Origin of the sequence: Kordiimonas lacus (assembly GCF_001550055.1) — a bacterium.
Classification (GTDB): domain Bacteria; phylum Pseudomonadota; class Alphaproteobacteria; order Sphingomonadales; family Kordiimonadaceae; genus Kordiimonas; species Kordiimonas lacus.
In genome coordinates, this window is the sequence record NZ_LRUA01000007.1 from 143234 (window position 1) to 157171 (window position 13938).

Annotated in this window: 13 protein-coding genes and 1 riboswitch; of the genes, 4 read left to right on the forward strand and 9 right to left on the reverse strand. The window is 57.5% G+C overall.

Annotated features, from left to right (window positions below; translation table 11 throughout):
- Positions 1-11: 11 nt before the first annotated feature.
- Complete coding sequence (locus KORLAC_RS13685; protein WP_074519419.1) at positions 12-1121, reverse strand: PA0069 family radical SAM protein; 1110 nt, start codon at positions 1119-1121, stop codon at positions 12-14.
- Between the two features lie 147 nt (positions 1122-1268).
- On the opposite strand from KORLAC_RS13685, the gene KORLAC_RS13690 reads away from it, so the two are divergent.
- Positions 1269-1862, forward strand: a complete 594-nt coding sequence (locus KORLAC_RS13690) for a MarR family winged helix-turn-helix transcriptional regulator (protein ID WP_068307369.1) — start codon at positions 1269-1271, stop codon at positions 1860-1862.
- A gap of 79 nt (positions 1863-1941) precedes the next feature.
- Here the strand turns inward: KORLAC_RS13690 and KORLAC_RS13695 are convergent, their stop codons facing one another.
- On the reverse strand, positions 1942-2619 hold the full coding sequence (locus KORLAC_RS13695; RefSeq protein WP_068307370.1) for a nitroreductase family protein: 678 nt from the start codon (positions 2617-2619) through the stop codon (positions 1942-1944).
- A 50-nt stretch (positions 2620-2669) separates the two neighbouring features.
- Complete coding sequence (locus tag KORLAC_RS13700) at positions 2670-3575, reverse strand: LysR family transcriptional regulator (protein ID WP_068307371.1); 906 nt, start codon at positions 3573-3575, stop codon at positions 2670-2672.
- Between the two features lie 123 nt (positions 3576-3698).
- On the opposite strand from KORLAC_RS13700, the gene KORLAC_RS13705 reads away from it, so the two are divergent.
- Positions 3699-4235, forward strand: a complete 537-nt coding sequence (locus KORLAC_RS13705; protein ID WP_068307825.1) for an NADPH-dependent FMN reductase — start codon at positions 3699-3701, stop codon at positions 4233-4235.
- A gap of 25 nt (positions 4236-4260) precedes the next feature.
- Here the strand turns inward: KORLAC_RS13705 and KORLAC_RS13710 are convergent, their stop codons facing one another.
- The 5 genes from KORLAC_RS13710 to gcvT form a co-directional block, all read right to left on the reverse strand.
- The gene (locus KORLAC_RS13710) at positions 4261-5457 is read right to left on the reverse strand and encodes an EAL domain-containing response regulator (protein WP_068307373.1); all 1197 of its coding nucleotides are present in this window, start codon (positions 5455-5457) and stop codon (positions 4261-4263) included.
- Between the two features lie 122 nt (positions 5458-5579).
- On the reverse strand, positions 5580-7115 hold the full coding sequence (gene gcvPB, locus KORLAC_RS13715) for an aminomethyl-transferring glycine dehydrogenase subunit GcvPB (RefSeq protein WP_068307376.1): 1536 nt from the start codon (positions 7113-7115) through the stop codon (positions 5580-5582).
- The gene (gene gcvPA / locus KORLAC_RS13720) at positions 7115-8464 is read right to left on the reverse strand and encodes an aminomethyl-transferring glycine dehydrogenase subunit GcvPA (RefSeq protein WP_068307378.1); all 1350 of its coding nucleotides are present in this window, start codon (positions 8462-8464) and stop codon (positions 7115-7117) included. Before gcvPA ends, gcvPB begins: the two co-directional genes overlap by 1 nt.
- A 60-nt stretch (positions 8465-8524) precedes the next feature.
- Positions 8525-8896, reverse strand: coding sequence for a glycine cleavage system protein GcvH (gene gcvH / locus KORLAC_RS13725; protein ID WP_068307380.1), 372 nt, complete (start codon positions 8894-8896; stop codon positions 8525-8527).
- Positions 8897-8919: 23 nt separating this feature from the next.
- On the reverse strand, positions 8920-10053 hold the full coding sequence (gene gcvT / locus KORLAC_RS13730; RefSeq protein WP_068307382.1) for a glycine cleavage system aminomethyltransferase GcvT: 1134 nt from the start codon (positions 10051-10053) through the stop codon (positions 8920-8922).
- Positions 10054-10207: 154 nt separating this feature from the next.
- Positions 10208-10311, reverse strand: a riboswitch (glycine riboswitch).
- A 281-nt stretch (positions 10312-10592) separates the two neighbouring features.
- Here gcvT and KORLAC_RS13735 point away from each other — a divergent pair.
- Together KORLAC_RS13735 and KORLAC_RS13740 are read left to right on the forward strand one after the other, a co-directional pair.
- Positions 10593-10877 carry a hypothetical protein gene (locus KORLAC_RS13735; protein ID WP_068307384.1) on the forward strand — a complete coding sequence of 95 codons (285 nt, stop codon included), beginning with the start codon at positions 10593-10595 and terminating at the stop codon, positions 10875-10877.
- 95 nt (positions 10878-10972) lie between these two features.
- Positions 10973-13147, forward strand: a complete 2175-nt coding sequence (locus KORLAC_RS13740) for a TonB-dependent receptor (protein WP_160328636.1) — start codon at positions 10973-10975, stop codon at positions 13145-13147.
- Positions 13148-13225: 78 nt separating this feature from the next.
- Here KORLAC_RS13740 and KORLAC_RS13745 read toward each other — a convergent pair whose 3' ends face one another.
- Positions 13226-13735, reverse strand: coding sequence for a hypothetical protein (locus KORLAC_RS13745; protein ID WP_068307388.1), 510 nt, complete (start codon positions 13733-13735; stop codon positions 13226-13228).
- Positions 13736-13938 lie beyond the last annotated feature (203 nt).

A 13938-nucleotide genomic window follows, 5' to 3' on the forward strand; every position in this document is an offset into this window, starting at 1 on the left:
ATAGCCTCGGGTCAGCGCAAGGCGTCCAGCAGGTTATATTGCCCGCCCTCGAGCACTGGCTTTCTGAACTGGTCGGTCGCCAGTTCCAGCTTTTCGGTGTTCAGCCGCAGGCGACGACACAGATTGGAAAAGCGCTGGCGCATCAGGTCCGCCTCAAAGCCCTTGCCCATCATACGGTGCTTGAAGCGCGGATCGTTCAGCTTACCGCCCCTGAGTTCCTTCAGCCGATTGAGCACCCTGCTTTTACGGTCGGGGTAATGCTCATCCAGCCACTCTTCAAACAGCTCTGTCAGCTCAAGCGGCAGGCGGAGAAGGATATAGGCAGCCTCCTTGGCGCCAGCATGGGCTGCAGCAGACAGCACCGCCTCCATTTCATGGTCATTGAGCGCGGGGATAACAGGCGCGAACATCACGCCCGTGGGCACACCAGCATCAGAGAGCAGCCTGATGGCGTCCAGCCGCCGCTGAGGTGTGCTCGCACGCGGCTCCATGGTGCGCGCCAGCTTACGGTCAAGCGTGGTTACCGACAGTGCCACCTTCACCAGTCCCTTTTCCGCCATTGGCACCAGAAGGTCCATATCGCGCACCACAAGGCGGGATTTGGTTACAATTGTCACCGGGTGGTCATGCTCCATCAACACTTTCAACAGCTCTCGCGTGATGCGACGTTCTTTCTCAATTGGCTGATAGGGGTCTGTATTGGTGCCCATGGCAATCGGCTTTGCCACATACCCTTTCTTTGAAATCTCTTGCCTCAGAAGCTCGGCCGCATTCGGTTTGGCGAACAGCTTGCTTTCAAAATCGAGCCCCGGCGACAGGCCAAGAAATGCATGAGTTGGCCGTGCGAAACAATAAACACAGCCGTGTTCACAGCCCCTGTAGGCGTTGATCGAGCGATCGAACGGAATGTCCGGCGACTTGTTCTTGGTCAGGATATGCTTGGCATTCTCTTCCGTCACGCTGGTGCGGAGGGGCGTGGTGGGCTCTTCCCCCAGCCAACCGTCCTGCGCGGGTTCCCGCTTCAGCGCCTCGAACCGGCCTGACACATTAGACACAGCCCCACGCCCGCGCGAAAGCCACGGAGAATTCGATGCCATGCTTGTATGTTGCGTTTTGTTCATAGAGGAATATTATCATGAGAACAAAACAAGAACAATAGTGAAAAACATTAGGAAATCAGCCGTACACCGCTTTGGTTTGACAAGCCAAATCAAATACTTAGTATTGACACTGCAGAATGCACCCATCAGGCAACGGGAAAGGCGCGCATGAAGAACAAGAATGTTTCTGCTGCAAGAAGGCGAGTCTTCCGGTTGACCGACAGGATCGATCTGCCGCTCGACCTCCTGGGACATATGCCCTTCCGCATCGCGACAGTCAGCAACCTGCTGGCCTTGACCCGCGACATGCACATTCGTGAAATTTCCGACCTGGAAGCGCGTGAGATGCGGGTGCTGATCAACATCGGCTCCTACATGCCCATTAACGGCGCAGACATCGCTTACCAAAGCCGGATGGACAGCTACACTGTCAGCCGGGCCTCAAAGGTACTCAGAAGCCGCGGCCTTATTGACGTCGAACCCGACGCTACCAACAAGCGCACCAAGAATTTCGTCCTGACGGAAAAAGGCATTGAGGTCTATAAGGCCATCGCGAATGCTATCGACATGCGGGCCCGCGCCATTGATGCAGCCATCAGCACCTCTGAAAAAGAAGCGCTTTTTGACATGCTCGCCCGCATTGAAAACCAGACAGAGCAGCTATTGGCTGCCCAGGCCATCAAGCAGCTTGAAGCTGGAAATGATCTGCCAGCCGACCAACGCGAACTGATCCGCTGGTATAAAAAAGGCAGGGAGGACTGACGCCCTGCCCTGCCAGGTTAAAGCCGCTCACTCTGGTCACCACACCTTCCTTAGGGTGAAGGTACGGACGCCAAACAACTCAGAGATATGAGACGATATCCTCAAGCGGCTTTTTGATGGTTGCGTGCACGGGGATGGTCGCACCCTCTGCCGGATAACCCGTCACCAGCAAAATATAGGGGCGCTCGTCCGCCGGACGGTCGCAAATCTCGTTCAGAAAATTCATCGGTTTCGGTGTGTGCGTCAGTGTCGCCAAACCCGCATGATGCAGGGCGCCAATCAGGAACCCCGTGGCGATACCCACCGATTCCGGCACATAATAATTCTTCCGGCTCATGCCCGCTTCCACACCGCCCCGGCGCTGCGCGAAAATAGCAATCAGCCAGGGTGCGCTTTCCAGATACGGCTTATGGGCATCTGTTCCCAGCACCGACAGGGCATCAAGCCATTCGTCGCTCGCGCGGCCTTCATTATAGAAAGCGCGCTCTTCCTGCTCAGCTTTCTCGCGCACCTGTGCCTTCATCTCAGGGCTGCCGATCACGGCAAAATGCCAAGGCTGGTGGTTAGCCCCGGAAGGGGCGGTCCCCGCTGCGCGCAGGCAGGTATCGATGATCTCACGCGGCACGGGCCGGTCAGAGAATTCCCGCACCGTATGGCGGCGCTTGATCTCGTTATAGAAGTCCTGCGCACGGGTGCGCATCTCCGCTTCCGGATACTCGATATAGTCGCTCAGCGGTAAATTGTCGTGTGGCTGCATCTCTCTTCTCCCAGAGGTGCATTTACATTATATTTATTGCATATGCAATATTATTGTTTGTCTTTGACCAATGTCTTCCTGAAGCGGTCGGCGAAGAAGTCGATCCAGGCTTCCGCTTTGCGCGTAAGCCCCCGACGGCTGGGGTAAATGAGGTAATAGTCAATCAGGGTGCTTCGCCAATCTGGCAGGACCTGACGCAGCTTGTTGGCCGCAATCGCCTGCCTGACAACATATTCCGGCGCGATAATGATACCGCTCCCCCCTTCAGCCATTGTCCGCAGCACTGTAAAATCATTGACACAGTGCCGCGGGGCAAGATCGACGGCGCGACCGTCTCCCGCAGTATTTTCGAGCAGCCATTTCGTGACATTGTTGCTATCGCTCATCGCAAGCGTTGTATGCGAGGAAAGATCCTCCGGCCTTTTCGGCTGTCCGCGCTTTTCGATATAGGATGGTGCCGCGCAGATAATTGCCCGTGCACCGCCCAGACGCCGGCTGATCAGGCTGCTGTCCTCGAGGCGCCCTACCCTGATGGCAAGGTCATACCCTTCCGCGATAAGGTCTACACGACGGTTATTCAACACAAGCTGCACATCGATTTCGGGGTAACTGGCCATGAAATCCCCAATGTGTGGGGCGACAAGATATTGGCCGATTGCAGTGGATGCGCTGACCCGCAAGACGCCCCGTGGTGTCGACATGATTTCATGAGCTGCAGCCTGTGCGCTCTCGGCTTCTTCCGAGATACGGATACAGTGCTGCAGGAAAATTCTGCCAAACTCCGTCAGCTTAACAACCCTTGTGGTTCGCTCCAGCAGCGCTGCACCGAGGGCATCTTCCAGTGCAGCGATCCGGCGGCTGACGCTGGATTTCGGCAGCCCCAGAGCTGTCGCTGCAGCAGAGATGCCACCCACTTCCGCGACTTTTGCAAACAACAACATGTCATTCAAATTCATTATGAGGCCGCCATATTGTTCCAATTATGGAACAATATGTATCGAAAATTCCCACTAATCAACAAGGAAGCAACAAACTATCTCTTGTCCAACGAAACATATTTGGACAAGAAAGAGATCACCATGAAACTCCTCGCTTTTGCAGCCTCGAACAGCCGACAGTCAATCAACAAGCAATTGGTCACGCATGCCGCAGATGTGCTGCGCAGCCTTTCTCCTGATATCCAAGTCGAGGTCATTGACCTGAACGACTATGAAGCCCCGCTCTTCAGCATCGACAGGGAAACCGAACTGGGTATCCCGGCAGTGGCCCAGGCGTTCTATGACAAAATCACAGGTGCGGATGCCCTGCTCATATCCTTTGCAGAGCATAACGGGTCCTTCACTGCGGCCTACAAGAACGCTTTTGACTGGGCCTCCCGCATTGAACAGAAAGTATATCAGGGCAAGCCGGCTGTGTATCTCGCCACCTCGCCTGGCCCTGGCGGTGCCGGGTCCGTCCTGAATGCTGCCGTGGGCTCCGCCCCCTACTTTGCTGCAGACGTCAAGGCATCGCTTTCAGTTCCCAGCTTCTTCGATAATTTCGATGGGGACAGCCAGCGCCTCACCCATGAAGGGCTGGCAAAAGACTTGAAAGCCGCTGTATCTGCCCTGCTATAGCGCCGCATACAATGGGGTCGAACCCTTAGCTGATGCCAGGGACTTTCATCACGCCGTCCTTGAAGTCCTCGATCCAGATCAGGAATTCACCGGCCGACATAGGCTTGCCGAACAAATATCCCTGGGCGTACTCCGCGCCCAGGTCGGTAACGATCTTGAGATGTTCCTCGGTTTCCACGCCTTCACAGGTACATTTGAGCTCCAGCTTGTGAGCTAGATCAATCGCGCTCTCAAGAATGATGCGCGCCTTGTCGTCCTCGACAGCGCGGCTCAGGAACTGCCGGTCGATCACCAACTCGTCGAATGGGATTTCCTTTAGCTTCAGAAGCGGCGCAAAACCGGCACCGAAATCATCCAGTGCCAGGCCAAACCCATCCTTGTGCAGCTGTGCCAGCACCTGCAGCGGGACCTTCGCGTCAATATCCAGATCAGACTCTGTTACCTCAAGCCGCACCATATCAGGGCGAATATCGAACTGGTCAGCAAGCCCCGCGACCACCTCGGCAAAATCCGGCTTGCGCAGGTTCTCTGACGTGACGTTGATCGATAGGGTCACTTCCTGGCCCTGTTTGCGCCAACGGCCCTGCTGCTGCATCGCAAGCTCAAGCATGCGGTAGGTTAGCACGTCCATGTGGCCATACTCGATCGCCGCCTTCACAACGGCCCCTGCCCCCAGGAAACTGCCTGTCGGGGTTTTCCACCGCGCGAAGACTTCTGCGCCCATCACGGCCTTGGCCTTGAGGTCCAGCTTGGGCTGGAAGGCGGGTGCGAGGCCATCCGTCATCAAACCACGGGTGAACTCGGCTTCTTCAAGCACGGTTTCCGTGCCCATGGCCACGCCTGCGCGGGTGTTGGCAATGTCTTCAAGAGCCGCGGTCAGAAGACCGGCATTGATGGGTTTTGAGAGCGTGCCCAGCACATTGACACTGTAGGCCATGGCCTGTTCGCGCGCTTCCTGGTTGGCACGCGCATCCAGATTGTTCAACAGGATCACGCCCGGGTCCCAATCAAGGTCTGAGATAATCCGCAGGATGCCATAGTCCTTGATGCCCGGGACGTCGATGACAGTAACGATAATATCGAAACGCTCTGTCTTCAGGAGCTCAACAGCCTGGTCGCCGCCCGATACCCCTGAAATCATATAGTCACTGGCCGGCAAATGCTGCGCCAACGTCTGCTGGGTCGTAGCCGTATCATCAATAACCAGAATGCGTTTACTCACAGAACCTCCTGTCCCCGACTGCCGTCGAAGTTATCACCATTCGACCAAACGTCAAAGAAAACTGCCCGCCGGAGGGATCAATCCCCGGCGGGCAGTATTGCCTTTAAAAGCTGAAATTAAGCTTATTCTTCAGGGCTGTAACGCAGCACTGGCTTGCGCGCCGCCTGCGTTTCATCCAGCCGGCCCCAGGGTGCATGGTAAGGCGCGCCACTGAAGCGGTCCACGTTGCCGCCTTTGGCTTCGCCTGCGAGCCCACGCATGGACGTAATGAACTGGTCCATGTTGTATTTGCTCTCGCTCTCGGTCGGCTCGATCAGCATGGCGCCATGCACCACCAGCGGGAAGTACATGGTCATCGGGTGGTAACCCTCGTCGATCATGGCCTTGGCAAAATCAAGCGTGGTCACGCCCGTGTCCTTCAGGAAGCGGTCATCGAACAGCGCTTCGTGCATGCAAGGGCCATCGAACGACGCGGTCATCACGTCACCCAGCGACGCCAGCACATAGTTGGCGTTCAGAACCGCATCCTCAGCCGCCTGACGGATACCGTCAGAACCGTGGCTGAGCATGTAGGAAAGCGCCCGCACATACATGCCCATCTGACCGTGGTAAGCAACCAGACGGCCCATGGACTTGTCGTCCGCATCCTCAACCAGATCGAAGCCATCATCGGTCTTCACAACGAACGGCACAGGCACGTGAGCCTTCAGCGCGTCAGAGAAGACAACCGGACCGGAACCCGGGCCGCCACCGCCGTGCGGCGTGGAGAAGGTCTTGTGCAGGTTGAAGTGCATGGCATCCACGCCCAGATCACCCGGACGGGCCTTGCCCATGATGGCGTTGAAGTTGGCGCCGTCACAGTAGAAGAAGGCACCGGCTGCGTGAATGGCGTCCGCAATATCGCGGATTTCATTCTCGAACAGTCCGCAGGTGTTCGGGTTGGTCAGCATCACGGCCGCGACGGTGTCATCCAGCGCTTCCTTGAGGGCTTCAAGATCAACCCGGCCGTTATCCTTGGCCGGGATCGCCTTCACCTTGTAACCACAGAAAGCGGCGGTTGCCGGGTTGGTGCCGTGCGCGCTTTCAGGACACAGGATCACCTCACGGGCATCACCGCGGGCTTCCAGCGCAGACCGGATGGCCATCACGCCACACAGTTCACCGTGGGCACCGGCTTTGGGGCTCAGCGCCACCGCAGGCATGCCTGTGAGTGTACACAGCCAATGGCTCAGTTCGTCCATCAACTGCATCGCACCTTTGACGGTGGATTTTGGCTGCAGCGGGTGGATGTCGCCAAAGCCCGGCAGGCGCGCCATCTTTTCATTCAGGCGCGGGTTATGCTTCATGGTGCAGGATCCAAGCGGGAATACACCCATGTCGATGCCGTAGTTGCGGCGCGACAGGCGCGTGTAGTGACGTACAGCATCGGGCTCAGGCAGGCCCGGGCAGCCGATCTCACTCGTGCGCTCAAGACCGCCAATGGCCATCTCGAACTCGCCCACTTCCGGCACGTCAACGCCAGTGGTTTCCGTGGAACCCAGCTCGAAAATCAGCGGCTCGGCAAGGCGCAAGCCCTTGTGACCGGAGAAGCTTTCGAAATCTGTGTTTTCAGTCGCGGCACCTGCGGAGGTCGGCCGCCCTTGATTATTCATGGACATTAGAGGACCTCCTTCAGACCAGCCACGAGGGCATCAATATCATCTGCGCTTACGGTTTCCGTGGCCGCAAGGATGAGCACATCATCAAGGCCAGCTCCCGGATAGAGACGCGAGGCCGGCACGCCCGCGAGGATGCCCTTGTCAGCCAGCGCATCAACAACGCCGGCAGCGTCTTTCGATAGCTTCACAGAGAATTCGTTGAAGAAGGTGGTGTTCAGAACTTCTACCCCGTCAACACCCTTCAGGGCATCGCGCAGGTCAACAGCAGCCTTGTGGTTCGCCAGCGACACACCGCGCAGGCCCTTTTCGCCCAGAAGCGTCATATGGACCGTGAAGGCCAGCGCACACAGGCCGGAGTTCGTACAGATGTTCGACGTGGCTTTCTCGCGGCGGATATGTTGTTCGCGCGTCGAAAGCGTCAGCACGAAGCCGCGCTTGCCGTCAGCGTCAACCGTTTCGCCGCACAGGCGGCCCGGCATCTGACGCACAAACTTCTGGTTGGTGGCAAAGAGGCCAAGGTAAGGGCCGCCGAAGTTGAGGCCGTTACCGATGGATTGGCCTTCGCCAACCACGATATCCGCACCCATTTCGCCCGGGCTCTCAATCAGGCCAAGGGACATCACTTCGGTTAGCACAACAATCAACAGCGCTTTGTTTTCATGCGCTTTTTCAGCAAGGGGGCGCAGGTCCAGCACGCTGCCGAACACGCCAGGATTCTGGAACACCACACAGCTGGTGTCAGCATCAATGGCGTCAATCGCAGCCTGAAGCTCGGCCTCAGGGTTGGCCGGGTTGGGCGCCAGGCGCTCAATCACGTCATCGGTGAACTGGGTCGTGGTTTCAACCACGCTTGCATAGTGCGCATGCAGGCTACCGGCCAGAATGGCTTTCTTCTTCCGCGTCACGCGGCGCGCCATCATCACGGCTTCCGAACAACCGGTAGAGCCGTCATACATGGAGGCGTTCGCCACGTCCATGCCAGTCAGCTGGGCGACTTGCGTCTGGAATTCGAAGATATACTGAAGCGTGCCCTGCGCGATTTCCGGCTGGTACGGCGTGTAAGCCGTCAGGAATTCGCCGCGCTGGATCATGTGATCGACAGTTGCTGGCACATGGTGCTTGTAGGCGCCTGCGCCAACGAAGAACGGCACGCTGCCCGCAGCCGTGTTTTGGGCGGCCATGCGCGACAGGTAGCGCTCCACTTCCATCTCGCTTTTGTGGCGAGGCAGATCAATTTCCGGGTTCAGGACATCATTCGGGATATCCTTGAACAGTTCATCAATATGCCGAACACCGATTTTATCCAGCATTGCCTGCCGGTCGGTGGCGGTTAGCGGCAAGTAGCGCATGCGCCGAACTCCCATTTCACAAACAAAAAGCGCCGGCCAACGGCCAGCGCTCAGATAATCTTAGTCGAGGCCTTCGATGAACTCGGCGTAAGCCGTTTCGTCCATCATGTCGTCAAGTTCACCAGCGTCGGCGATCTTGATCTTGAAGAACCAGCCAGCGTCGAGCGCTGCGCTGTTCACCAGGCCAGGCTCGCCTTCGAGGGCTTCGTTGACTTCAACAATTTCACCTGCCAGCGGTGCATATACTTCAGACGCCGCCTTCACGGATTCAACAACCGCAACTTCGTCGCCTTTTTCGTAAGCTGCACCAACTTCTGGCAGCTCTACAAACACAACATCGCCAAGGGCGTTCTGCGCATAGTCGGTAATACCAACGGTTGCGATTTCGCCTTCAACTTCCAGCCACTCATGCTCTTCAGTAAATTTCAACATGCGCCTATCCTCCAAATCCAGGCTTAAGATACTTGCTTGCGCTTGTAGCGCTGCTCAACAAATGGGGTGCTAGCGACCTTGGCCGGATGGGCCTTGCCGCGGATCAGAAGCTGCACATCTGTGCCCACTTCCGTATATGCTTTCGGGACATAGCCCATGGCAACAGGGCCACCAAAGGTGGGGCCGAAGCCGCCAGAGGTGATTTTGCCAATCTCATTGCCGTCCATGTCGGCGATGATGGTGCCTTCGCGTGCCGGTGCGCGGCCCGCAGGCAGAATGCCCACGCGGGAGCTTGAGGCGCCGTCCGCCAATTCCTTGAGGATACGGTCAGCGCCTACGAAGTCGCCCGCCTCGCGGCGTTTCTTGCCGATGGCGAAGGTCACGTTCGCAGCTACCGGCGTCACGCTGGCATCAAAGTCATGGCCCGAGAGGCACAGGCCAACCTCAAGGCGCAGGCTGTCGCGCGCGCCAAGGCCGATCCATTCAACGTCGTCGCTGGCCAGCAGACGCTTGCACAGTGCCTCGGCTTCACTTTCGGGTACTGAAATCTCGTAACCATCCTCGCCGGTGTAGCCAGAACGGGATACCCAGCACACAACGCCTTCAAGCGTGATCGCTGTTGCTTCCATGAAGCCGAGTTCAGCAGCCTCTGGCGCCAGGGCAGCCAGAACTTCTTCCGCCTTCGGGCCCTGCAGCGCGATCAGCGCGCGGTCCTCAAGGGGTTCAACCGTGATCAGGTCACCGAGCTTTTCTTCCAGGATGTCATAGTCTTTGTCTTTGCACGCCGCATTCACAACCACATACAGCGTGCCCTCTGGTTCATGCGTACGGGTGACCATCAGGTCATCCTCGATACCGCCTTCATCGTTCAGTAGCAGCGTGTAACGCATCTTGCCCGGCTTCAGCACCTGAAGCGCGCCAGGCATGATCTTCTCGATCGCGGCGGCTGGGTCGCTGCCGTCTTTGGAATGAATGTAACACTGGCCCATGTGCGAGACGTCAAACAGACCCGCCTTCGCGCGGCAGAACTCATGCTCTTTCATGATGCCGAGCGGATACTGAACAGGCATGGCATAACCCGCGAACGGAACCATCTTGCCGCCAGCGGCCACATGCATGTCATAAAGGGGGGTCTTTAGAAGGGTCTCGTCAGTCATAAGTCTCTGGCCTCCGCGTGCGCATGGTACCGGAAAAATCCGGCAATTGCGCCCCCTCTGTCACGGAACCTGAGAGATTTGACCGGCGAAATACTGGCCGGCTTACCCCGTCGGTGAGCAATGCTTGCGCAATCGCTACTTTCCAGAGCGTCACATGGCCCGTGCGGTCCTTTTGCCTGAGAGTTTCCGGGGCGGTTGCTCCTTCGGCGCCAGTCCTCAAACCCATCAGAGGAAACTGGTCTCTCCCGCACGGTTGCTGCGATATACCCAGTTCAAATCGGATTGGGGCATACAGCGTAACGTGTTGGCGACGGTATGCCGGACAGCAGCGAAAGAGTCAATCACGCAATTGTGCAAGCGAGTGCTTTTCTGTGCGCTTCCCCGGCATCCCCGCTTCGCTTCATCGGCTACAGTTTGCCGTTCATCGCAAAGGTGCTTGAAGAACGCTATAGTATAGCATAGATAAGCTTCTGACAGAGTTGACGGTCAGGGAAACGATTCCAGTGGAATTTGCGAAGGCAAAAACGGCAGGAAGAAGCATGAAAGCACGCCTTGTGGCGCTGCTTGCGCTTGTCTTTGTCTCTGCCCAGTTCTTCGCGGCCGCCCACAGCGCCGCCTATGGGGACGCAGACCACGTACACGACGGCCACCCCTGTATTGTCGCCTCCATCGTCAAGAAATCATCCGATATGGATGTGGCGGCAGCGCCTGCCGTTGTTCTCAATGACCGTGCTGAATGGCTTGAACCGACCGCCCTGCCGGCTGCCCCGCAAAGTCGCGCCGCCCGTTTTGGCACCATCCGCGCGCCCCCTGCACACGCCTGATCCTGCGGCCCTGCACCGCAACTCCAATACAATCCAATAAAATACGCGTTGGCTCATTTGCCGCGCATAAACTGATTGATACAGGGATGATCGACGTGTCTGAAGTTATGAAGCAAAAACGATTTACTATTCTCCTTACCACCAGTGCCCTTGTCGGCGGCTGGGCCATGCCCGTGGCAGCCACAAAGGCTCCCCCACTTGATGAACAGCTAGAGGAAATTGTTGTCTCCGGCGCCTATGAAGGCCGCAAACTGGGCGAAACCATCGTCGGCGCCACCGTACTCCGGCAGGAAGAAATCCTGCGCCAGCTGGACGGCTCCCTCGGTGAAACCCTGAAGCGTCAGCCAGGCATTTCCAGCACCTTCTTTGGCCCGGGCGCCAGCCGCCCGATCATCCGCGGCCTGGGCGGTGACCGCATCAGGGTCCTGGATTCCAGCCTGGGCTCCATCGACGCGTCATCCACCAGCCCCGATCACGCCGTGTCTGTTGAACCGGCGCTTGCGGAACGGATTGAAATTCTGCGCGGCACTGCCATGCTGATGTACGGCAACAGCGCCGCAGGCGGCGTGATCAACGTATTCGACGGACGTATCCCCAGCGAACTGCCCGCAGGCGGCTTCAAAGGGGCCGTACGCTACGGCCACAGCACCGTGAATGACGGGGACGAGGTCACAGCTGCCTTCAACGCCACTGTTGGCAAGCTTGGCGACAGTACACTGGTAGCCCACGGCGACTTCATGTTCAGAAACACGGACGACTATAAAATCCCGGGCTTTGCCGAATCCGAAGCCCTGCATGACGCAGAGGAAGCCGAGGAAGGCCATGACGATGAAGATCATGAGGATGAGCATGATGAGGAGCGTGAGGGCGAAGCATTTGGTATCGCCGAAAACTCCGCCACTGAGACATCTGGCGGTTCCGGCGGCCTGTCGCTTCTGTTCCGGGACGGCTTTATCGGCGTGAACATCAAGAAGGTAGATAGCCAGTACGGCGTGCCGGGCGGGCATGAGCACGGCGAAGAAGACCACGATGAAGACGAGCATGACGAGGAAGATCACGAGGGCGAAGAGCATGGCGCGGAAGCCGTGACCATCGACCTGAACCAGATTCGCTATGATATCAATGGTGAACTGGAACGCGACTTTGCCTGGTTCAAGAAAGCCAAGCTGCGCTTTGGCTATGCTGACTATAAGCACACGGAACTTGAAGGTGAGGAAATCGGCACCGTCTTTGCCAACAAAGGCTGGGAAGGCCGCCTGGACCTGATTGAAAAAGGCGGCGATGCCTGGAGTGGCGCTACCGGTATCCAACTCAGGCGCCGCGATTTCTCCGCCATCGGCGACGAAGCCTTTGTGCCACCAACCATCACGAACCAGTTTGGCCTCTATAGCGTCAAGGAATTCGACATGGGCCACTACACGCTGGAAGTAGGTGGCCGGTATGAACACACGAAATATTCTGCCGACGCGCTTGGCGCGAGCGAGAACTTTGACGGCCTCAGCCTATCCGCAGGCCTTGGTTATGACCTTTCCGACGCCGCCTTTGTGGGCTTGTCCGTCTTCCGCACTGAACGCGCGCCATCAGCCGAAGAACTGTTCTCAAACGGCCCACACCTGGCCACCGGCGCTTTTGAGCTGGGGGACCAGAATCTGGGGCTTGAAACTGCGCTTGGTATCGAGGCCACGTTCAGCTACTCCGAAGGCCCTTTCACCCTGGCGGTGAACGGCTTCCTGACAAATTATGACGACTTCATCTTCGAGGCCGCAACGGGCGAAGAGGAAGACGGCCTGCCCGTATTCGCCTTCACCGCAAACGACGCCCGTTTCTACGGCTTTGAAGCCAAGGCTGAATTCCACGCCGGCAGCTTCAACAGCGGCCCGCTCGGCGAATTTGACGTGCATCTGGACGGCCAACTGGATTATGTCCGGGCCAAGCTGACGGGCGTGGATGGCAGCAATAACCTGCCACGCATCCCGCCCCTGTCGGCGCTCGTCGGCATTGAGGCCTCCTCGTTTTCTGTGGATGTGCGGACGGAACTTGAATATGCCGCCAGCCAGAACCGGGTGACCGAGTTTGAGCTGCCGACAGAAAACTACCTGCTGTGGAACGCCTACCTGACCGTGCGGCCGTTCGACAACAAGAACCTGTCGCTAGCGCTCAAAGCCACCAACATCGGCAATGTCGAGGCGCGCCAGCATACAAGCTTCCTGAAGGATAATGTGCCGCTGCCGGGCCGCAATATCGGCGTGGCCTTCCGGGCAACCTTCTAGGCCCTGGCGTCATCCCAGAATCAAAAACGGCGGCTCGATATGGGCCGCCGTTTTCTTTGGAAGATTTTTGGACCGCGCTTAGCGCTCCATATTGAACACCGCATCCTGGGCCGTCAGCTGGAAGCCCAGCAGCACTTCATAGTTATAGCGCCGCGCCTGCGCGATCGTCGGGATGTGCTGCTCCAGAACCTCTCGCGACACCGCACGGCCATCGCGGTCAAAATTCAGGGTCACATCATAGATTTTCTTGGTGATAATCTGGCTGTTGTCTTTCATCACCACCACAAAGTAAGGGATTGTCACGCTGCCGCCCTTGAAGGCTTCGCCCTTGTTGGCTGCCACACTGAAGGTTACTTGCGAGGTAACGTCTTCAGCTTCTTCGCACGTCAGCTTTACGTCCATGATGGAGGCGGTGAAGGCGACATCCTCCACATTGCGGCTCTGCCCTTCAAAGCGGGTCAGGGTGCCAGCATCGCCCACAACGGCCACGGCCGGGCAGCGGGAGACCGTCACCTCAAGCGGGTTGCGGTTGCCGCAGGCAGCAAGCAGGAACACAAGACCGAACAAAATCACACTACGAACGGACATAAATCGCCTTTCAAAATCAGGTATCGGCCCCGCGCGCACTATTGAGCTACTGTGGAAAGCCGGAAATTGGCCGCGATCATAAAAAGAAGACTGCTAAAGAGCAACCCACCTTATGGCCCTGCCTGCATAAATAACCTCTGGCTTCGGCTATCAGCCAAGCTTGTCCAAACTGTGGCGTAGCGCATGCACCATAGCTTATGACC

Bases quoted from the DNA above. Each gene is read 5' to 3' on its own strand.
- KORLAC_RS13685 (WP_074519419.1), bottom strand. From the start codon at position 1,121: ATGAACAAAACGCAACATACAAGCATGGCATCGAATTCTCCGTGGCTT.
- KORLAC_RS13690 (WP_068307369.1), top strand. From the start codon at position 1,269: ATGAAGAACAAGAATGTTTCTGCTGCAAGAAGGCGAGTCTTCCGGTTG.
- KORLAC_RS13695 (WP_068307370.1), bottom strand. From the start codon at position 2,619: ATGCAGCCACACGACAATTTACCGCTGAGCGACTATATCGAGTATCCG.
- KORLAC_RS13700 (WP_068307371.1), bottom strand. From the start codon at position 3,575: ATGAATTTGAATGACATGTTGTTGTTTGCAAAAGTCGCGGAAGTGGGT.
- KORLAC_RS13705 (WP_068307825.1), top strand. From the start codon at position 3,699: ATGAAACTCCTCGCTTTTGCAGCCTCGAACAGCCGACAGTCAATCAAC.
- gcvPB (WP_068307376.1), bottom strand. From the start codon at position 7,115: ATGTCCATGAATAATCAAGGGCGGCCGACCTCCGCAGGTGCCGCGACT.
- gcvPA (WP_068307378.1), bottom strand. From the start codon at position 8,464: ATGCGCTACTTGCCGCTAACCGCCACCGACCGGCAGGCAATGCTGGAT.
- gcvH (WP_068307380.1), bottom strand. From the start codon at position 8,896: ATGTTGAAATTTACTGAAGAGCATGAGTGGCTGGAAGTTGAAGGCGAA.
- gcvT (WP_068307382.1), bottom strand. From the start codon at position 10,053: ATGACTGACGAGACCCTTCTAAAGACCCCCCTTTATGACATGCATGTG.
- KORLAC_RS13735 (WP_068307384.1), top strand. From the start codon at position 10,593: ATGAAAGCACGCCTTGTGGCGCTGCTTGCGCTTGTCTTTGTCTCTGCC.
- KORLAC_RS13745 (WP_068307388.1), bottom strand. From the start codon at position 13,735: ATGTCCGTTCGTAGTGTGATTTTGTTCGGTCTTGTGTTCCTGCTTGCT.